The following is a 21456-nucleotide window of genomic DNA, read 5'->3' as shown; positions in this document are numbered from 1 at the left end:
AATTAATTCTATTTGGAGTTTACTCCACTCCTCCGCCTAAAGCACGATAAAGGTTTACGGACGCATTTAATCTTTCCAATTTTATAGTGACCAAATCTAGATCATTTTGCAATGCACTGTTTTGAGCTGCTATAATTTCAAGATAATTTGCCATTCCGCTTTTATATAAAAGGGAAGCATCAGCAGTAGCTTTGTCTAAAGAAGCCGCTTTTTCTTGAGCCAATTCAATACGCTCGTCAGCATATTTCAATCTTGACATGGCGTCTGAAACTTCACCAACAGCAGTAATAAAAGATTGCTTAAACGATACAACTGCTTTTTCCTGTTCTAAAACGGCAACCTCGTAAGCTGTTCTTAAAGCTTTTTTCTGAAAAATAGGCTGTGCCAGATTCGCTGCTATATTTTTTGTAACTGATCCGGGAAAATTAAACCAAGTATCAAACTCAAATGAATTGATTCCAATTGACGGACTTAAACTCAGCGTTGGATACATGGTGGCTTTAGCTAAACCTGTTTTTGCTGTTGCCGACATAACTGCATACTCACTCGCTTTTACATCGGGTCTTCGGCTTAAAAGTGAAGCTGGAATTCCTGATGGCATCTTGAAAGCAAATTCATCAACATTTAAGTTTCCTGAACGCTCTATTGTGTTTGGATATTCGCCACACAAAATCTGCAAGGCATTTTCCTGAACAGCTATATTGGCTTTTGCTAAAGGAACGAGCAATTCTGCCGTTTTTTTCTGAGCCTCAGTTTGATTTACTGCCAAAGAGCTTATAGAACCCGAATTATACTGCAGTTTCATCATTTTAAGTGTATTGTCACTTAATTCAATATTCTTTTCAGCAATTTTCAATTGTTCATCCAATCCTAAAAGATTGTAATACGATTGTGCCACTTGAACAATAATTCTTGTTTTTAAAGCAGACAGGTTTTCTTTCTGCGCAAAATAAGTCGCTTTTGCATCTCTTTTCTGCATGGCTGCTTTTCCCCAAATATCAACTTCCCAAGACATTTTTAAAGAAGCGTTATAATCGTCCATATAATCTTTACTCGTAAACTGTGAACTTAAAGATCCGTTTAACGAATTCTTTGAAAGGTAGGAACGGCTTGTTCCTGCATCAAAATCAAGTGTTGGAAGTAAGGACAACTTGGCTTGCTTGTAAGCAAGATCAAGCTGTTCCATACTTTTGACTGCAATAAGCACCTCGTTGTTTTTAACGAGTGCTTTTTCAATCAAATTAACCAACAAAGGATCTTTATAATAATTTTTCCACGGCAGTAAAACCGTGTCGGCGGTAACCGCAATTTCTTCACGGTATTTTTCCGGCGCTTGTAAATCTGTACGGGAATATTTTTTTCCTACCACACATGATGTCATGAGCGTTCCGGTAAGTAAAACCATTCCAATTTTATATAGTGTTTTCATTATTATTCTTTTATAGTTTGAACTTGCACCGTAACTTTCTTACCGGATACTTTTTCCTGTAAATATTGGAATACGATAAAAAGCAGCGGAATTACAAAAATTCCTAAAATAACACCGCTCAACATCCCAATTGAAGCACTGACACTAATCGATCTGTTCCCAACTGCAGTTCCTCCAGAAGCAAACATCAAAGGAATCATACCTACAATAAAGGCCAATGATGTCATAATAATTGGTCGCAGCCTTGATCTTGCTCCTTCAATTGCCGCTTCAACAATACTTAAACCTGATAAACGTCTTTGCAATGCAAACTCCACAATCAAAATGGCGTTTTTGGCGAGAAGTCCCACAAGCATAATGAGTCCGACCTGAACATAAATGTTGTTATCTAACCCAACTGCTTTTACTCCGGCAAAAGCACCCAATATTCCTGTTGGAATTGAAAGTAAAACCGCCAACGGTAATAAATAACTTTCGTATTGTGCTGCTAATAAAAAGAATACAAACAACAGACATAATCCGAAAATGGCAACGGTTTGATTTCCTCCTGCTTTTTCTTCCAAACTTAAACCTGTCCATTCGTAACTGTAATCAGAAGGAAGTTTATCCAAAACCTTTTCTAAATTTCCCATAATCTGACCGTTACTGTAACCTGGTAATGCCATGGCAGTAATATTTACCGAATTGTAAAGGTTGTAACGGTTGACCGATTCTGGTCCGTACACTTTATGGAATTTTACAATTGATTTTACAGGAACCATCTGCATATCTGCATTTCTAACGAAAATCTCATTAAAGGCATCTTGATCCATTCTGAATATTCCATCGGCTTTTACATTTACTCTGTAAAACTTACCAAATCTTGTAAAATCTGATGATTGATCTCCCGCAAAATACGTTTGAATATTTCCTAACAGCTCTTTCACATTCACTCCCATCTGGCGGGCTTTGTCTTCATCAACTTCCAATTCCAGCTGCGGATAATCGGCTCTAAAAGTCGTATAGGCATATTGAACTCCGGGTTGCTGCATAATCTGTCCGATCACTTTATCTGACATTGCTTTTAAAGCTTCTGGACTTCTTGCCATTCTGTCCTGCAATACAATTTCGGCACCACTTGTTACACCAAATCCTTCAACAGGCGGCATCCTGAATACCATAATCGAACCTTCTTTGATTTTGGATAATTTAGCCGTTACACTGTTCAAAATTTCATCGATATCTTTAACTTCACCTCTTTCTTTTTTAGGTTTTAATTTAATAAATCCTAATCCGTATGCGGTACTGGAACTGTTACTCAAAATATTAAATCCAGTAATACTGGTATTGACATCAATCGCTTTTTCTGATTCTAATATTTTTTCCATTCTCTGCACTACTTCTGTAGTACGATCAAGTGCGGTTCCCGGCGGCATTGATAAACTATAAACCATAAAGCCGTCATCTTCAAGCGGAACAAAACTTTTTGGTGTAGACATCATCATGTAAACTGCAAGAGCTGTTATTCCAGTAACCAATCCTGCTGCGATCCATTTTCTTCCGATAAGGAAACGAACCCCTTTAATGTATCTTCCAGTAAAATTGTTGAAACTTGTATTGAATCCAACAAAAAAACGGTCTTTAAAACTGGTCTTATGCTCGTTATTTCCATGTTTATCTCCATGATTTTTAAGCAAAAGTGCACATAATGCAGGAGTTAAAGTCAAGGCATTTACTGCTGAAATAATAATCGCAATTGCCAATGTATAGGCAAATTGTTTATAGAATATCCCCGAAGATCCTGTCATAAAACCAATTGGAATAAATACGGCCGACATGACTAGAGTAATCGAAACAACAGCTCCAGTAATTTCTGCCATTGCCCCATGAGTAGCTTCTTTGGCTGAAATTCCTGCATCCTCTTCCATTTTACTGTGAACAGCTTCAACCACAACAATAGCATCATCCACTACAATTCCGATGGCCAAAACCAACGCAAAGAGTGTTAGAATGTTGATGGTAAATCCGAAAACCAACAAGAAGAAAAAAGTTCCAACAATCGCCACTGGCACTGCAATAGCAGGAATTATCGTCGAGCGAATGTCTTGCAGGAATATAAACACGACGATAAATACCAGAATAAAAGCTTCAAACAAAGTCGATTTCACCTGTCCGGTAGCTTCATCCAGACGTTCTTTAGTACTCATTACGTTCACATATTTAATACCGGGAGGAAAAGACTTCGATAATCGCTCTACTTCTTTATTAATCCCGATTTCAATATCGTTTGCATTAGAACCCGAAGTCTGTAAAATTGCCATTGTAACCGCATTTTTACTGTTCGATTTGTTATCTCCACTATAAGAAATAGAACCAAATTCTACTCGCGCAACATCTTTTAATCTTAGAACATTGCTTCCGTTATTTTTAACGACAATATTTTCATACTGCTCTGGTTTATTCTTTTTTCCTTTGTAACGAATTACATATTCTAAGGCTGCTTTAGATTCTTCTCCTAATTTTCCCGGAGCCGATTCTAAACTTTGATCTGCAATAGCCTGCGTAACATCTGAAGGAACTAAACCTGCATTTGCCATTTTACGCGGATCCAGCCAGATTCGCATCGAATAATCTTTCTGTCCAAAAATTTGAACCTGTCCAACACCCGGAACACGTTTCATTTGAGGCACTAAGTTGATATTGGCATAATTCTGCAAAAACAACTCGTCATATTTAGCATTATCTTCTGTATATAAGTTGAAGATAACAATCATACTATTTTGCTGTTTCGAGGTCGTAAGTCCCATACGAACAACTTCCTGCGGTAATTTTGGTGTCGCTTGCTGCACTCTGTTCTGTACATTTACCGCAGCCTGATCTGGATCTACGCCTTGTTTAAAAATAACGCTGATCGAAAAAGATCCATCGTTACTGGCAGTAGATTTTATGTACTCCATATTTTCAACTCCGTTAATTTGTTCCTCTAATGGGGTTACCACTGAACGAATAACGGTTTCACTATTTCCTCCTGGGTACGTACCGCTTACCATTACAGTCGGCGGCGAAATATCAGGAAATCTCGTCACAGATAATCTGGTAAGACCAATGATCCCCAAGATTACCAATACAATAGAGATAACTGTGGCCAATACTGGCCTGTCTATTATTTTCTTTAACATGGAAAATGTTATTATAAGTTTAAATCAAATATTATTTACTGCTTATGGCTTTACCAGCGATTTTTGGAACTACTTCCATATTATCGTAAAGCACATCGATAGAATTTAAAGCTACTTTGTCTCCCGATTTTAAACCTGATTTTACGAAGTAATCTACTCCGGCGCTTCCTGCAATTTCAATAGGAACCATGGCAACTTTGTTTCCTTCTTTCAAAACAAAAACGAAAAATTTATCCTGAATGTCTTTTACACTTGCCATTGGAACTGTAATTACTGATGATAAACTTTTGTTCAATACCACTCTTGCGGAACCTCCAGAACGTAATTCTTTTTTCGGGTTTGGGAAAATGGCTTTTAAAGCAATTGTACCTGTTGCACGATCAATATTTCCACTGGCAACTTCTAGTTTCCCTTTTTGATCGTACGGGCTGTCATCGGCCATAATCAAACTTACTGTTTGATCGCTTTTTGAATCTTTTGAGAAAGCCAGATAATCGGCTTCTGTCAACGAAAAATAAACAAATACATTGTTAATTTCTGAGAGCGTAGTCAAAGGAACTGCATCGTTTGGTGTAACTAAATTTCCTATACGATTTGGAATACGACTAATATAACCGCTTACAGGAGCTTTAATCAAAGAGAAATCGGCATTTAACTTTGATGATCCTAAAGCCGCCTTAGCTTGTGCTACTTGTGCTGTCGCCGCTTCGTAAGTGGCTTGCGCTGTTTTTAACTGCATATCAGAAAAAACTTTTCCTTCAACAAGCGGTTTGATTTTTTCTACTTCCAGCTTTGCATTGGCTTGGTTTGCCAAAGCGCTTTTATAGGCGGCATAACTGTTGTTTACCTGCTCGGCATATATGTCGCCTTTAATTTTAAAAAGAGATTGTCCTTTGTTTACATAATCTCCTTCTTTAACATAGATAGCTTCAAGATAACCTGATACTTGCGCTTTTATATCAACGTTTACAGTACCTTCGACTGTTCCAGGATATTTTTTTTCGACATCACCTGTTACGGAACTGGTCTGTAAAAAGTCAACTTCTGGTTTTGGAGGCGCCATCTGCGCATCTGCACTTTTCCCACACGAAGAGAAAGAAATGATTATCAATAAAACTGCAATCCTGCCAATTGCTTTATTATTCTTAAAAAACTGTTTTGTCATTTTACTTTTCATTTTAAATGAATTACCTGAAATTTGACAGCAAATTAACAACTCAAAAGAGCCTTTTTACGGGATAAACTTACCCAAACGGAATTTTTCGATACTGAAACGAAGACGTAAGTCTACCCAAATAATAGCGCATAAAAAAAACCTTATGCTATAGGATTATACGCTATAGAAAGGCTTTTTTATAATTATTTTGAAAGAAGGTTAAATCACAACGATTTTTCTCAGCAACTAGAAATAGACATATAATTTTAAGCCTATTACAAAAAACTTCAAAAGAGTTAGATAGAATTAAAGGATTGAAAAGATTCTATTTTTCACGCAGATTATGCAGATTTTAGCAGATTTAATAATGCACTAGCAATATTATGTCGCAAAGTTTTTTTTACCGCAGATTAAAGGATTTTTAGCACCGATTTTGTTCTCCTGACGGAGGAAAAAATAAAAAAAAGAGCTTTTCATCAAAAAAATAAAAAAACTTTGTCGCTTTGAGCCTTTTCATCTTTAAACCTTTCCTATCGATCCATCCATTGTTTAAAATAGGGTGCTTTTTCGCGGCTTATAATTACTTCGCGCTCTGGATCAGCTTTTAACTGAATTTTAAGTTTGGCATTAAAATAATTAGCGATCGATTTTATGCTTTCGGCACGTATGAAAAACTGCCTGTTGGCACGAAAAAAAACATCTGGATCAAGTTCCTGCTCCAATTCTTCCATTGTTTGTGGAATTGGAATCACCATTTCCGATTTTAAAACCAAATTTGATGTTTTAAATTCGGAATAGATAAAATCAATATCGGTAACATTCACACTTTTGTAGCCGTCACGATGCGTTACTAAAAAGCGAAGACGAAAATTCGGTTTATTTAAAAAACCTTTTAAAATTTCGGCAATATCAATATTACTGTCAGATTTAGATAGTTTTTTAAACTTTTGCAACGCAAATTCCAGTTCGCTCTTATCAATAGGTTTCATCAAATAATCGATACTGTTAACCTTAAAGGCTCTTACCGCATATTCATCGTAAGCCGTGGTAAAAATAACAGGACTTGTAATTTTTATTTCTTCAAAAATAGAAAAACTGATTCCATCTGCCAGTCGAATATCCATGGTTATTAAATCCGGTTTTTCGTTTGCGCGAAGCCACTTTACAGCCCCTTCAACGGTATCAATAATAGCAAGGATCTCACAATTGGGTTCTAATTCTTCTAAGAGTCTTTTAAGTCGACTGGCATTAATACTCTCATCTTCAATAATCAAAATTCTCATACTCTCTATATTAATGGTAAACGCACTGTAAAACTTTCTAATGACTGTGAAAAAACAGGTTTTTTGTTGAATAGAATCTTATACCGAAATTCTATATTTTTGCGCCCTACACCTGTAGAAACTAGGGATTTTCCAGAAGTAAGCTGTAAATTATTTTTTACTATTAAACTTTTTTCTTCTGAATGAATGGATATAATTAACGGACTCGATAATGTTGCCATGTTGTGTTTTACGGCATTTTCGACCAATAATTGTAACGTTAATGGCGGCAAATGAAGATCAAGACAATTGCTGTCAACTTCTAAATGTAAGTCAATTTTTTCACCCAATCGTTTTTTTAGCAGATAGAAATAGGCATTTAAAAACTCCATTTCTTCTCTTACCGTTATAGTGTCTTTATCTAAGTTCGAAATCATATAGCGGTACACACGTGTAATATTTTCCAAAAAAGATCCTGCTGCTTGTTGATCTTCATGAATCAGTTCAGTCAATGTACTGAAATTATTAAATATAAAATGAGGATCTAACTGCAATTTTAGCGATTCTAACTGTGATCGCGTTACGGCTTCCTGAAGTTCCGAAGCTTTAATTTTGAGCTCAGCTGCTTCATTTGAGGTCACACGCCAGCGGTTCAATAAAAAAATTCCGGTATGCACTGAACTAATAAAAAGAGATAATATCACAGCCATAATGTTAGACTGCCAAATAATAAGCAGTTCATTTTCTTCTAAACAAGCTTCGGGATATAGATAGTTCCATAAATAGGAAAAAACATAGTTTAAAAGAATATTTCCTGCTATGAGGCATATAAACTGCGCAACTGCTCTAAAAATAGGATTATGTTCCCAGCGTATTAAACGATTTAAACTTCGTCCAACAAAAAGACTTAATTCTGTAAGTACACCACAGTATATCAGAATAATAAAAATATCGAATGTCGAGTCAAGCGATATTAAAGATTCTTCCTGATATGGATTCAACAGATAATAGGAAGACATATACACTAAAAAAACTACTGGAATAACTATAATTCTATAGTATTTGTAGAAAAAATTCTTCCCCGTAATTTTATTTTGAATACTTGCCCCCATTTATATATAACAACTGGTTTATGAATAAATTTATACTTTTAATTTTAAACAAAGATAAAAATTGAAAAAATCCTATTTTCATTAATCTATAAGATTACGATAATTGCGGCTCTAAAACTTTCCTTTTTTGAATTGCTTTATTAGACTTTTGCGGTTTTCTTTCTCTCATAACGCCCCATTTTAAACAGGTTGCACCCCAAGAAAATCCAGCTCCAAATGTAGTTATAAGCAGATTTTGTCCTTCTTTAAAATCAGCAGCATAATCCCATAAACATAACGGAATTGTCGCCGAGGTTGTATTGCCATATCTTTCGATATTAACTTTTACTTTTTTATTATCGATAGCAAGATTTTCGCTCACAGCATTTATAATTCTCAGGTTTGCCTGATGCGGGATAACCCAGTCAATTTCATCGGCATCTAGACCATTACTAATCAAAACATCTCTTGATACACTTGACATTGCTTCAACAGCTCTTTTAAACACAAATGATCCTTCTTGTGTAATAAAATGTTTTTTGTGCAGAATACTCTGCATACTAGCAGGAAATTTAGACCCGCCCGCTGGTACAATTAAAGATTCAGTACCGCTTCCGTCAGTTTTTAAAATACTCTTCAATAATCCGTATTCTGTTTCGGTCTTTTCTAAAAGTACCGCTCCTGCCCCGTCTCCAAAAAGAATACAAGTATTTCGATCTTCATAATCAACAATCGAACTCATTTTGTCTGCACCAGCTACAATAATCTTCTTATAACGTCCGCTTTCAATCATTGTTGCACCCATTTCAAGAGCATACAAAAAACCACTGCAAGCTGCATTCATATCAAAACCAAAAGCGTTTTTAAGTCCGCTCAGCTCACATATTTTACTGGCTGTTGGCGCCAAAATATGATCTGGTGTGGCTGTTGCGAGTATCAAAACTTCAATTTCAGAAGCATCGACATCATAATTGCTCATTAAATTTTCGATCGCACCACAGGCAAGGTCAGATGTACTTTTACCTACTGCAATTCGTCTTTCTTTTATTCCTGTTCTTTTCTCAATCCATTGCTCTGTAGTTTCAACAGTTTCTGAAATTGTTTTATTATTTAGGATTGAAGTGGGTACAAAACCGCCAATAGCTGTAATTACTGCCTTCATTTTTTTGTCTTTTTTGTTTTTTTTAATTCTTTGGAATAGATAATAATGGAATATCTAAACCTACGGCCATAATTCTGGTTTTACTTCTATGAATCAATGAATCCCAAAAACCATATTTTTGAGGTACCATTACTAAAATATCGGCTTCAAAATTTTTGATTTCTTTCTTAATTTCATCGATCACCGCATTTGATCTTACGTTTTTATAAATATATTTTACATCTTCAAAATTATTTCCAATTGAAGAATTTAGTAAAACTTTGCCTTGTTCTTCTCTTATTTCGTCTAATTTTTTATCAACGCTGAAAAATTCAATTTCAGAACCTAAATTGCCAATCACCTCTCTAATCCAGGTAAATCTTCTAATTGACGATAAACTTAGCGTATCACAGGCATACAAGATTTTTTTTGCGTTTTGAAAACGGGCATTTTGTGGAACAGCCAAAATGGGAATATTTAAACTTTTAATAACCGAAGTGGTTGTATTTCCCAGTAAATCCTGCTCCAGCGAACGTTCTGCCATTCCCATCACAACAAGATCAGCATTAGTTTGATCAATGATAGCGGGAAGTTCATCTTCTAAAAAAGAATAACTGCAAATGCTTTCTACGGAAATTTTAAACAAATCTGCGATCTCCTCACCTAAAGTTTGAACTCGTAAAGCTGCTTTATCCATTTGTTTCTGCATCGATTCGGCAGTAATCAAAGAATTGGCACTGTGAACGCTTAACGAAAATGAGTTGAACAAAATAAGTTTGGCACCTGTTGCTTTTGCAAGTCCCGCAGCATAAGTTACGGCATTGCCTGCGATAGTAGAAAAATTTGTAGCGGCGATTATGGTAAGTGGAGTTATCATAGATACATAGATTAAGCAATTATTGCCGTAAAATTGCTGAATTAAACTTTACCTTTTTTTTTAAAATTACTGAAGAATCATATTTTTAGACTCAACCGTAATATTTACATTCTGAAAATTTTTACTCAAGCTTTTTTCACTTAATATTACTTTGGAGTGGATACCATTTTTACCGCAAAAAGTTAAAGCTGCTTATTTTTACTTAAAAAAATATTCAATAATAATTACATCACAGCATTAATCTGATTTGTTTTCTTGATTTTTTCAACTCCCCTTTCTCTTATTAACTCCACGGCATCGAGCATTTTCATTAAATGAATATAAGGTGTCGTCAGGTCAAAGTCAGGATCTTCGGCATAAGGAAACAACGAAAGCTCGAGGATTTGACATAGAAATAGTGCAAATTCCTCAAGAGTTAATTCATCAAATGCTTTTTGAAATACAATAAAAGGATTTTCGTATTCCTCTTTTGTAAGCGACAAAAGATGAAAAACCTTTTCAGAACGCAAAGATTATTTAATCTTCCATTTTTTGTTTTTCTCTTGCAGGCAGTAACAAATTTTCAGAAAAGAGTTAAAAGCAGTATATAAAACAAAAACACTAGCGGGATTGTCCTGTAAATAGACTTTTCTTTTATAACTGTAAATTACCATTTCGCTTAAATGTTGTTTATAATAATCAAGATCTGCATAGTCAAAAAAGGCATTAATTGCCCTAAACGGATTTTTTGTCGTATATCCTGCCCAATATCTGGTTTCGAAAGATATTTTATCCTTTTTCATAGTTAGTAACTTTAAAATTATCAAGCGAAATTCTATTCTTTCAAAAGGATAATCTATTCGATAAACAGCTATAATATTCTTACAAAATAATTCTTCTTTAAAATATTTTTTTATCTTTGAAACTCATCATTTTTAGACCAAATGGCTTTATCTTTGAGCCTTAGAAAACCAATATTCATTATGGAACAGAAAATACATCAGGGAAGAAACGTAAAACGTTTTAGAGAAATGCTTAACATAAAGCAAGAAGCATTAGCTTATGATCTGGGCGAAGACTGGAACCAAAAGAAAATTTCTATGCTGGAGCAAAAAGATGTAATTGAAGACAGTTTGCTAAAACAAATCTCAGCAGTATTAAAAATTCCTGTTGAAGCTTTTCAGAATTTTGATGAAGAACAAGCGATAAATATAATTTCTAATACTTTTGAAAATGGAGCATTCTTAAATACGGGACATAGTTCAACATTTAATGTTAATCCGATCGAAAAATTGATTCAACTTCATGATGAAAAAATTGCTTTGTATGAAAGGATGTTGAAAGAGAAAGATGAAATGATGGTTAGGCTTGAGAAATTGATTAGCAAATAATAGTTTTTAAAGATATATAAAACAGAAAAGAGACTCAAAAGTCTCTTTTCTGTTTTGCTACTACAGCGGGTTTAGGGCTAAATTAAGTACATTATTCAAATTTTTCCAATCATTCCAAATACAAAACTTTCCATTATGCCAATTGCCCAAATCCGCTGTAGTAGCTGTTATCTGTATTTTTTATTTAAATTCGAATAAATCCGTTTCTTTAAAATCAATTATTCCTTCTTTACGTAGTATTTCTGTATATGCATCTATTCTTGTTGCTATTAATCTATTTCTATTTGAAATTGACCACTCATTCATAATTCCAATTAATTTTGGTTCGCTTTTCAAATCAAAATTATTGATATACCACAGACCACATCCACTAATCCCAAACAAATCAGGTCCATAACTTATTGATTTAGATTTTAGATTGGGCGTGTTTTGTCGATCATACTCTACAATAAGATTTAAATAAGCATCTCTTTTTAATTTCTTATACTCATTTAAATTCACACATTTTGTGACACTAATAAATGGAATAGAATGAAATGAATTTCTCGAATGTGATTTTTTTGACCAATTACTTGGGTATCCAAAAACTATGTAACTCATAAAATCAATTGAAGAATGATTAATCTCAATATTTGAACTTTCAAGAAATGAATAATCAATGCTTAAATCTATTACAGATTGATTGTCCAAAATTAAAATTGCCACATCTAATTCATCAGACTTCCTATCGTTTTTTGGATTATTTTTAATAATATTTCCACCAGGTTTAATTAATGTTTTACCTTCTTTAATGGGTATGAATAATTTTTCAAAATCATCAAAAACATGAGCTGCGGAGAATAGAAAATATTTCATTCCAATTTTTACAAAAACACCAGTGCCATGTTGCGTGTAAGAATCTAGATTTTTAAAAAGTGTGCAAGTGAAATTCCTAATTTTTGGAAGACTATTTATATATTTTTCTACAATTTCTTTCATTATATCTGGTTTAAAATTACAGATAACGTCTTAGCGTTTGTGGATGTTGAGGATTAAAGATGCGAGATTTTTCGGTTAAACACAAATTTTACAAATATAAAAAACCATTAGTACCTGATCGCCCGATTTGTAATCCGTGCCCGCAAAGTAATCATAACAGATTTTTATTAATATAGGAACAGGAACGGAAAGAATTTCCGCACTATAGTTGCGCATATACGAGCGATCGGGATCATTAAAATGATGGGAAGAACCATTTACCCCGATCTGAGACCAATAAAAAAAGCCCCTCAATTGAGGGACCTATTTCGTGGACAGCTCAGGAATCGAACCTGCAGGCTAACTACAATATATTCGTCATTAGTTTTAATATCAATTTGACTTTTCTAAACTCGGACTGCCCGCGTTAACCCAAATCCACCTTTTCAAAAAAATTCCTTTGTCATTCATACCTTCAAGATTTTTAATATAGTTAAAAACTGTTATTCCACCCAGAGCAAACTGGAAAAAAGTTACGGGTGGACATCCAAAAAGAACAACCGATAAAAAACTAATTACTACTAATATTCAATATTATTTTACGAATGTACTACAAAAACATCGTATTTCAAAGCTATTCCGAACCCGATAGCGCAGATTTGTAATCCGTGCCCGCAAAGCATCATTTTGATATAGGCTAATTAAATACAATCTATACTATTTGCCAGATTAGCAAAACGGTAATAAAGGAAACTATAGCAAACACAATTAAGTTAATGGCTCTATCTTTTCTCAGCATCGATTTATTTGATAAATATCGTTTCGTAATCTCTTTATTTCTAGTTTTTTTTGCTTTCATATTTCTTTAAAATTGATACTGTTTTGGGGTTATAATTCTATTATTACAGTTGTAATGAATTACATCATTTTCAAAATTGATGTAATCCTATATAATTATGCAAAACAGTTGAATTATTTTTGATAAATGAAGTCAAATTGCATGCCAGTAAATTTTAAAAAACATCAAATAATTAATTATCAATTTACTACCAAATAAAAATTATCATGTTATTTATAAATTCTTATCAAAATGATATGATAAGCCTTTCAAAATGAGAGATATAATTAACCTTTGAATAGGCTATCGTTAGGCATATCCGCGCATCTGGATTCAAAATGTTAATTAAAAACAGGTGACAAATACTATTTTTATCATAGAATTATGTTTTCCATTTTAAAATATTGGTGTAAATTCACACAAATATAAAACTTGCATTATTTATGACACGCCAAAATATATCATTAACTGCCCATAATGAAGAGTGGTTGAAAAATCAAGTTAATACAGAAGAGTTTAGCAGCAAAAGTGAAGCTATTAACTATTTGATTAAGCAAGCTCGTTCACAAGAAGAATACTATGAGTTTGTAAGAGCTAAAATAGATAAGGGAGAAAAAAGCGACTTTGCAAAAAAACAAACTAGAGAAGAAATGTTAGCTGAATTTAAAAAAGATCTGCCTAATTTATAAGCTATTTTACTTTACATCAGTTTTTATTAATACACCAATGGGTTTGGAAAGGATTTCCAAACTGTCATTGCACAAATCCGAGAGATCAGACTTTACTCTCAACAAATCAGCAACAATCGATATTCTCCTTCATTTTCTATTGGTGCTCTATGAATGCAAGGAAGTACTTGTTGTTTTGGATGATCTACAGCCAAACGCCAAAGATGTCCTAATCCTAAATTAATTGGTTCTGCATCCGGATGAAGCTGATAATGCAAATCAAAATAGTTTTCTTTTAGAAAATCTTCGAATTCTTCCTCTGGTCCATCGTGGAGTTCTTTTAATTTTGCTCGGACTTCTGGAATTAGGATTTTTTGGTCTGCTTGCGAATTTGAAACAATATCGCTTGCGGCTCCGTGATAGGTACATAAAAAAGTATCTGTTGCAATAGGCGAACGATCAACGTGAAACGAATACACATCTGTAGATATAAAATCAAATTCGTCATCACGTTCGTAACACTTCAGTAAATTAAGCGAGGGCGAAGCACGAAAATGAGTTAATAATTGTAAATCATTTAAGATTATTTCTCTAGCCGTATTTCCCTTTTCTGAGAGTTGGAGCGCAATTAAATCTTCGGGAAAAACTTCGGTTATATTTTCTTTTAAAGATAATTTGGTTACAATCTCATTAAAATCACCATCCAAATTTCTGTACCAGCAAAGCGCATTCATTTCTCCTTTGAAATGGGTATTTACAAGATCAGAGAAAGCAGTTACTACTCCTATTTGGCTGTTATCAGAAAATATATTGTTCATGGTATGTTATTATTTTTAAACACATAGTCCCGACAGCAATCGGGACTATGTGTTAGAAACGAGTTTCTTTTAATTTTCTTTTTTTAGATAAAGAAATAACTATGTTTCTATGTGTTTAAATAATATTGGCTATACAATAATAATGCAGTAAAAGCTGCTTTATTATTTTGTTTTAAAAACTTTGTAAAATACAAAAAGTATACCCAGCCAAATAGGAATTAATTCTACAGACAATTTCATATTAGTCATCCACATGATGAATAAAATTCCCAATAAAAACACGAAACAGATGTAATTACTTACTGGATAAAATATTGACGGAAACTTAGTTTTTGTACTCTCCTTGTCTTTCGCAAGTCTAAATTGCAGGTGTGTATAAGAAATCATTACCCAGTTAATAACTAAACAAGACACTACTAGAGACATTAAAATACTAAACGCTTCTTCGGGGATTATTTTATTTATTAAAATACAGATTGCGGCAAAGCATGAAGAAATTAAAATAGCATTAACAGGCACTGATTGTTTGTTTAGTTTCTTTAAAAACCTAGGAGCACTGCCCTGATCTGCTAAACCGTATAACATACGTGAATTACTATAAACACTGCTATTGTAAACTGATAAAGCAGCGGTTAATACAATTAAATTAAGCACATTGGCTATAAGTTTTGTAAAATATATTTTATTGCCAAACAGCTCAAACTCCATTCCGTTTAAATTTTGAAAAACCATTACAAACGGGCTGCTGTCTGTAGTAATTTGTCTCCACGGTGATAAAGCAAATAAAATAACCAATGCTCCAACATAAAATATAAGGATTCTATAAATAACCTGATTGGTTGCTTTTGGAATGTTTTTTTCTGGATTTTCTGCCTCAGCAGCGGTAATTCCAATAAGTTCTAAACCTCCAAACGAGAACATAATTAAAGCCATTGCTGCTAATAAACCTTGAAAACTGCCATCAGTAGTTTTTTCAAAGAAACCTTTTGGGAAGAATCCGCCATCGTTATATAAATTATGAATCGTTGCATGTTCTCCTCCTGTACCGCTTATAAGCAAATAAGTACCAAAAAGAATCATGGCAATAATTGCGACAACTTTTATGATTGAAAACCAAAATTCAGTTTCTCCGTACACTTTTACCGAAGCAAAATTCAAAGCATTAATAACTAAGAAGAAAAACAAGCTGGATGCCCAAAGCGGAATTTCCGGCCACCAAAACTGTACATAAACACCAATGGCGGTAAGTTCAGCCATGCTGACTAAAATATACAAAATCCAATAATTCCAACCAGATGCAAAACCCGCAAATGAACCGCAATATTTATAAGCAAAGTGGCTAAAGCTTCCTGATACAGGTTCTTCGACAACCATTTCGCCAAGTTGTCTCATAATAAAAAAAGCGATAATTCCGGCAACAGCATATCCTAAAATAACAGACGGCCCTGCTAATACGGCCGCTGGACCAATTCCTAAGAAAAGACCTGTTCCTATTGATCCTCCTAAGGCAATTAACTGAATGTGACGGTTAGTAAGTCCGCGTTTAAGCTGATTATCTTCTGCAGTTTCTTGTTTTTGTTTCACAAATTAAATTTTAAAATGAGTTAAATGTACTCACAAATGTATAAAGAGCGAAGATAAGTTAAAAAAGGAATCGTACAAAGGATACACTATACTAAAAAGTTCTATTAGCTTGTCTTACATTCTGAAGTCTTCGGCTTCACGACAACTTTACGACACAATTCAACTTTTTTTTCCGATTATCGATAGTATTTAAACTGTCGATTAATTCTTTTATTGGAGATTAATAGAGAATATGGTTGCAACTTATAAGTTGCAACCATATTTGTATCTAAAAAAGTTGAAATTTTTCGTTTAAATTCTAATTTTAAAATCAGGAAATAATTTATTTATAAACAAACTGCTTGATTATGAAAAATCTAACTGCTTTTATTATCATTTCTCTTTTAGTGTTTACTGGCTGCAAAAAAAACGCCTCAAACGATAAACAAGATAGTACTGATGCAGCAGTCTCATCTGATTCAATAACTGCTATTGCAAAAGAAGCATGGATTTACGGGTATCCTATATTCTATAATTATAAAACTATTTATGCAAGTGCCTTAAATAAAGAGGCAAAAGAGTATGTGGGCTTTAACAAATTTAAAAGCTTTGCCATGAGTGCAACTCCTGCAGATACTTTGGTAATAACAATAAATAATGACACTCCATATTCAATGGCTGCCATTGATGTTTCGAATGAACCGGTTGTTATGGAAGTTCCAAAAATAGAAAACGACAGGTATTATGTAATGCAGTTTGTAGATTTATATACTTTTAATTATGAATACATTGGATCAAGAACTACTGGAAATAATCCAGGAAAATATCTAATTGCAGGACCAGATTGGAAAGGCGAAACTCCAAAAGGCATCAATAAGGTTTTACGTTCTGAAACAAATTTAATTTTTCTTGTTGGACGCACTCAGCTTCATGATCCATCAGATGTATCTAATCTTAAAAAAATTCAGGCGCAATATAAGTTAATCCCGCTTCATCAATTTACACAAAGCGCAGCTCCAGAAGTAAAAAAATACAATTTACCGCTTCCAACTTGGAAAGAAAGTGATTACAGCTCTCCACAGTTTATCAATGTATTAAATTCATTATTACAATATACCAGTGAAGACAGCAGTGAAAAAGAACTTAGAGCCCGTTTTGCCCAAATTGGAATTGTACCGGGAACTCCTTTTGACAGCTCTAAATATCCGCCAGAGACTATTAAAGCGATAGAAAAAGGAATTGCAGAAGCAAAACAAGAACTAGAATCAAACTTAAATACTGTAACCGATTTTGCAAATCTTTTTGGTACTCGTGCCGAGCTTAAAAACAATTATCTAACCCGAGCAGTTGCCGCCGCTGCAGGAATTTATGGAAATACAAAAGAAGAAGCGGTTTATACTGGAAGCAGTAATGATAAAAACAATCAACCGCTTTTAGGAAAAAATAATTATGTGATAAAATTCAGCAAGGATCAACTGCCAAAAGCAAAATACTTTTGGAGTATAACTATGTACAATCTGCCAAAACGTTTTCTTGTTCCAAACTCAATCAATAGATATTCGATTGGTAACAAAACTAAAGGTTTAAAATATGAAGCAAATGGAGATTTGATTATTTATATGCAGCACACTTCACCCGGAAAAGACAAAGAAAGTAACTGGCTCCCTACTCCTAAAGATGAAAACTTCATGTTTGTTATGAGAATTTACGGCCCAGAATCTGATGTGCTTAACAACATTTGGAAAATGCCTTTACCTGAAATTGTAAAAAAATAATCTGATAAATTTATGGCAAAAGATAATCTTATTGACGAAACTGCTCCACCGCCTGCAAAAATCATAACTGCTGAACAAGGTTTATATCAAAATATTCTCGGAGATATTCAAACAATAAAGCTTTCGGGCAAAGACACCGCTGGAAAGTTTACCATATTTGAAAACAATAATCCGCCTGGAGTTGGTATACCCTTACACGTGCATACAAATGAAGATGAAGTATTTCGAATACTCGAAGGAGAAATGGAATTTATTGTAGAAGGCAATACAAACCTATTAAAAGCAGGCGATACTATTTTTCTGCCACGCAAAATACCGCATTCATTTAGAGTTGTAGGAGAACAAAATGCCAAAGCCATAGTTACAATAATCCCTTCTGGAATCGAAGAGATGTTTATACAACTTAATCGACTGCCTGCCGGGCCTCCTGATATGGAGAAAGTTTTGGATATCTGCGGTAGTTTTGGAATATCATTCATCTAAAATTATTCTGATTTAAATATCTTGCTATTACTCTCTTCCTTTATAAAAAAACCATATTGCTGCAATTGAAACGCTCATAACAAAAATAAATCCTGCCAGTCCAATATTTTCGGCATGAGATTCCTGCCCTTTCTCTACAATCTCTCTCCAAACGCCTGTATTGTTTTTAAATCCCAACAGCCATTGAGCAGCATTCCATGAAAAATGAAGTCCCAAAGGCAATGCCAAACCTTTTGATTTCAAGGCCGACAAACCAAATAAAACTCCTCCAAAACCAGATCCTAAAATTGCCATTTTCCAAGATGATCCACCAATCACATGCTCTATAATAAAAATAATAGTAATGATCACTAATGCCTTTGCAGCATTTATTGAATAAGCTAAACTTCTTAAACTGTAACTGCGAAAAACCAACTCTTCTCTACAGGCGATCAAAAAATAGAGTATCAATGAAGTAATTACATTTATTAATTGAATATCAAAAGTTAAAGAAAACTTCACTTTGGCAAAACTTGAAATAATAATGGCTTGAACCACTACCATTACACAGCCAATTACAAAACCGCCTGAAAAACGAAGAAAACTGCCTCGATCAATCTTTAATCCAATATCTTTTAATGAAAGTTTTTCCCATTTAGCAAATCCAATTACTAATAAAAAAGTTAATATTGAAGAAGCTAGAAAAGATAAATGATCCCCAAAATAAACGTTTTTGACTGCTCCCGAGCAAGTGGCAAAAATTACAACACTACAAATATAAAAGAGTAAGACTCTGCCAATAGAAAAAAGATACTTTACAGATGCTTTTGATGCAGTCATAACTTTATTTTTAAGTTAATACTATAAAACTTTCTTTACAAATAAACTAAATCAATAATTCTAAAACTCTTCCTTAAAGAATTGCAGCTACTTATAAACATTCATTTCCTCATTGTAAATAGGACTTTCAATACTTAAAAAGTTTAAAACGCTATGAAACACATGATTTTGAGTCAGCGTTTTATTCGTCTTTAGTTCTCTTGAATGATCAGATACCCATACAATAAAAGGAATTTCATATTGCTCTTTTGGCGCAAAACTTATAGGAACTCCATGCATATATAGATTTTTTTCACCTAAAGATTCTCCATGATCCGAAACGAAAATCATCGTGCTTTTATACTCTTTCAGTTGTTTTAAATCTTCAATTACACGATGCAAAATATAATCTGTGTAAACTATAGTATTGTCATAAGCGTTGATAAGCTCCTCTTGAGAACATTTTCCTAATTCGACACTATTGCAAACAGGTTTGAAAGTCTCAAATTGAGACGGATATTTTTTACTGTAAGCAGGTCCATGACTTATACTTGTATGCAATACTATCAATACTTTATTTTTCTTGCTGGATACTATCTGTTCTTTTAATCCAGTTAAAAGTACCTCATCATAATTGCACACTGCTCCTTTACAATCCTTTCTTAAAACATCTCTGTTTTGATACTTTTCAATATGTACCGGAGGTTCGCCCCAATTGGTAGTTCTCCAGATAACTTCAACATTATTTCTGTATAAATAATTAGGCAGTATCTCATAAAAAGCATCACTATTTGTATGTTCTAGAATACATTTTACACCAGCAGTTGTATAAGTTGCACAAGAAACAGCGTTAAAATGAAATACGTTCTGTGTTTTAGAAAGCAGCGGATTTGTATTTTTCTTGTAGCCATATAAAGAGAAATTCTGACTTCTTGCTGATTCTCCTATTACTAAAACCACAACCGCTTTCTGATTGTCTTTTAGTACAGCATTTGGCAGTAAAATTTCCTTTTGATTCTTTTTGTGTTTATGGATATAAAAAAGTGATGTATTTACAGAATATGACCAAGGCATTGCCAGACCTCCTAATTGTTTGGAGTTTTTATCAATCCACAACCAATTGCTTGCATTGGCAAATATTAAAACCGCAATAAATAATAACGTAAGAGAAGAAATGGTTAAAAATTTCTTCCACGTTTTCTTTATTATTTTGGCTTTAATGATATAGATACTTGGAATTATCCCAAGTAAAACAATATATAAAACCAATTTAATCGAAAAAAAACTGCTCGATTCTTCATAATTGGTATTGAGAACGTTACCAATCATACTTTCATCTATGATAACATGATAAGTATTAATAAAGTAAAGCGCTATAGAATTGATTATAAAGAATAAAACCGACAGCATTTTTCCAATAAATTGAGAAATAGAAAATATCAGATAAAAAACAAACGCATTTAAAACCAACATTAAAACTATTATACTTACAATCAAAATTATGCCATTCATGCTTTTATAATCAACGTTATTAAAGACATAAACATAGAATGGTAAATGAAAAAGAAGAAAATTTAAGAAACTTATAAGAAGAACAAAATGCGTTATTCTCCAATTCTTTTTAAACATGAACTGCCATAGTTTTGCATAGTAAAACAACTGTTATCTGCAAGATAATTTCATATAATAACAGCTTATTATGACTATATAAGTTAAATTTTGTCATCAATATTACTTATCTAAAAAGTGATATTGTATCTGCCAGATTCTCTTTAATTATAAATGCATTAATAAATTCCTGAACTTCCATTTTTGTTTCAACAGGAGTTTCAAAAGAGTTGATATGAAACTCATCATCTTGATCCAGAATATGTATAATTTCTGTATAGCCCTTAGTAATTAAACTTCCTTTTAATTTAATTATATTCAACTGTTGTTGACTATTCAACTCTTTGCGGACTTTTAGTTTTATAGCTTTCTCCATCGTAAATATTTTTAAATTAATAAAGATTCAATTCCTATCAAATGTAGAAAATTTTTATTTTTTGTTCTGTTAAAAAAACAGATATAAA

At 33.4% G+C, this 21456-nt stretch carries 19 protein-coding genes; 4 read left to right on the top strand and 15 right to left on the bottom strand.

Annotated features, from left to right (window positions below; genetic code table 11):
• Window positions 1–19: 19 nt before the first annotated feature.
• The 9 genes from B0A75_RS17925 to B0A75_RS20730 form a co-directional block, all read right to left on the bottom strand.
• Window positions 20–1429, bottom strand: coding sequence for a TolC family protein (locus B0A75_RS17925; RefSeq protein ID WP_089055639.1), 1410 nt, complete (start codon window positions 1427–1429; stop codon window positions 20–22).
• Between the two features lie 2 nt (window positions 1430–1431).
• Entirely contained in the window at window positions 1432–4587 is a 3156-nt protein-coding gene (locus B0A75_RS17920) for an efflux RND transporter permease subunit (RefSeq protein ID WP_089055638.1), read from the bottom strand.
• A 31-nt stretch (window positions 4588–4618) separates the two neighbouring features.
• A complete protein-coding gene (locus tag B0A75_RS17915) occupies window positions 4619–5752 on the bottom strand; it encodes an efflux RND transporter periplasmic adaptor subunit (protein ID WP_089055746.1) in 1134 nt (377 codons plus the stop codon).
• 521 nt (window positions 5753–6273) lie between these two features.
• Complete coding sequence (locus B0A75_RS17910; RefSeq protein WP_089055637.1) at window positions 6274–7026, bottom strand: LytR/AlgR family response regulator transcription factor; 753 nt, start codon at window positions 7024–7026, stop codon at window positions 6274–6276.
• Window positions 7027–7031: 5 nt separating this feature from the next.
• Window positions 7032–8117 (bottom strand): sensor histidine kinase, encoded by a 1086-nt coding sequence (locus tag B0A75_RS17905; protein WP_089055636.1) that lies wholly within the window; start codon window positions 8115–8117, stop codon window positions 7032–7034.
• Between the two features lie 94 nt (window positions 8118–8211).
• Window positions 8212–9258: a beta-ketoacyl-ACP synthase III gene (locus B0A75_RS17900; protein ID WP_089055635.1), complete on the bottom strand. Its 1047-nt coding sequence runs from the start codon at window positions 9256–9258 to the stop codon at window positions 8212–8214.
• A 22-nt stretch (window positions 9259–9280) separates the two neighbouring features.
• Window positions 9281–10114: a universal stress protein gene (locus B0A75_RS17895; protein ID WP_089055634.1), complete on the bottom strand. Its 834-nt coding sequence runs from the start codon at window positions 10112–10114 to the stop codon at window positions 9281–9283.
• A gap of 224 nt (window positions 10115–10338) precedes the next feature.
• Window positions 10339–10623 (bottom strand): hypothetical protein, encoded by a 285-nt coding sequence (locus B0A75_RS20735; RefSeq protein WP_244284422.1) that lies wholly within the window; start codon window positions 10621–10623, stop codon window positions 10339–10341.
• 3 nt (window positions 10624–10626) lie between these two features.
• A complete protein-coding gene (locus B0A75_RS20730) occupies window positions 10627–10896 on the bottom strand; it encodes a hypothetical protein (protein ID WP_244284421.1) in 270 nt (89 codons plus the stop codon).
• 180 nt (window positions 10897–11076) lie between these two features.
• Between B0A75_RS20730 and B0A75_RS17885 the strand changes: the two genes are divergently transcribed.
• On the top strand, window positions 11077–11484 hold the full coding sequence (locus B0A75_RS17885) for a helix-turn-helix domain-containing protein (protein WP_089055745.1): 408 nt from the start codon (window positions 11077–11079) through the stop codon (window positions 11482–11484).
• Window positions 11485–11664: 180 nt separating this feature from the next.
• On the opposite strand, the gene B0A75_RS17880 is transcribed toward B0A75_RS17885, so the two are convergent.
• Window positions 11665–12462, bottom strand: a complete 798-nt coding sequence (locus B0A75_RS17880) for a hypothetical protein (protein WP_089055633.1) — start codon at window positions 12460–12462, stop codon at window positions 11665–11667.
• Window positions 12463–13722: 1260 nt separating this feature from the next.
• On the opposite strand from B0A75_RS17880, the gene B0A75_RS17875 reads away from it, so the two are divergent.
• Window positions 13723–13968: a ribbon-helix-helix domain-containing protein gene (locus B0A75_RS17875; protein ID WP_089055632.1), complete on the top strand. Its 246-nt coding sequence runs from the start codon at window positions 13723–13725 to the stop codon at window positions 13966–13968.
• A gap of 98 nt (window positions 13969–14066) precedes the next feature.
• On the opposite strand, the gene B0A75_RS17870 is transcribed toward B0A75_RS17875, so the two are convergent.
• Together B0A75_RS17870 and B0A75_RS17865 are read right to left on the bottom strand one after the other, a co-directional pair.
• A complete protein-coding gene (locus B0A75_RS17870) occupies window positions 14067–14765 on the bottom strand; it encodes a DUF1826 domain-containing protein (protein ID WP_089055631.1) in 699 nt (232 codons plus the stop codon).
• A gap of 162 nt (window positions 14766–14927) precedes the next feature.
• Window positions 14928–16349, bottom strand: a complete 1422-nt coding sequence (locus B0A75_RS17865) for an amino acid permease (protein WP_089055630.1) — start codon at window positions 16347–16349, stop codon at window positions 14928–14930.
• Between the two features lie 347 nt (window positions 16350–16696).
• Here B0A75_RS17865 and B0A75_RS17860 point away from each other — a divergent pair, with 347 nt between their 5' ends.
• Window positions 16697–18103 (top strand): DUF1254 domain-containing protein, encoded by a 1407-nt coding sequence (locus B0A75_RS17860; protein ID WP_089055629.1) that lies wholly within the window; start codon window positions 16697–16699, stop codon window positions 18101–18103.
• A gap of 12 nt (window positions 18104–18115) precedes the next feature.
• Window positions 18116–18586, top strand: coding sequence for a cupin domain-containing protein (locus tag B0A75_RS17855; protein ID WP_089055628.1), 471 nt, complete (start codon window positions 18116–18118; stop codon window positions 18584–18586).
• Between the two features lie 27 nt (window positions 18587–18613).
• Here B0A75_RS17855 and B0A75_RS17850 read toward each other — a convergent pair whose 3' ends face one another.
• From B0A75_RS17850 to B0A75_RS17840, 3 genes are all read right to left on the bottom strand, one after another.
• Window positions 18614–19405 (bottom strand): CPBP family intramembrane glutamic endopeptidase, encoded by a 792-nt coding sequence (locus B0A75_RS17850; protein WP_089055627.1) that lies wholly within the window; start codon window positions 19403–19405, stop codon window positions 18614–18616.
• Window positions 19406–19492: 87 nt separating this feature from the next.
• A complete protein-coding gene (eptA, locus tag B0A75_RS17845; protein ID WP_262490112.1) occupies window positions 19493–21043 on the bottom strand; it encodes a phosphoethanolamine--lipid A transferase EptA in 1551 nt (516 codons plus the stop codon).
• 76 nt (window positions 21044–21119) lie between these two features.
• On the bottom strand, window positions 21120–21368 hold the full coding sequence (locus B0A75_RS17840; RefSeq protein ID WP_089055625.1) for a hypothetical protein: 249 nt from the start codon (window positions 21366–21368) through the stop codon (window positions 21120–21122).
• Window positions 21369–21456 lie beyond the last annotated feature (88 nt).

The organism is Flavobacterium oncorhynchi (assembly GCF_002217355.1).
Taxonomy (GTDB): Bacteria; Bacteroidota; Bacteroidia; order Flavobacteriales; family Flavobacteriaceae; genus Flavobacterium; species Flavobacterium oncorhynchi.
The sequence above is the reverse complement of the archived record's forward strand: the minus strand, read 5'-3'. Positions and strand labels throughout refer to the sequence as shown.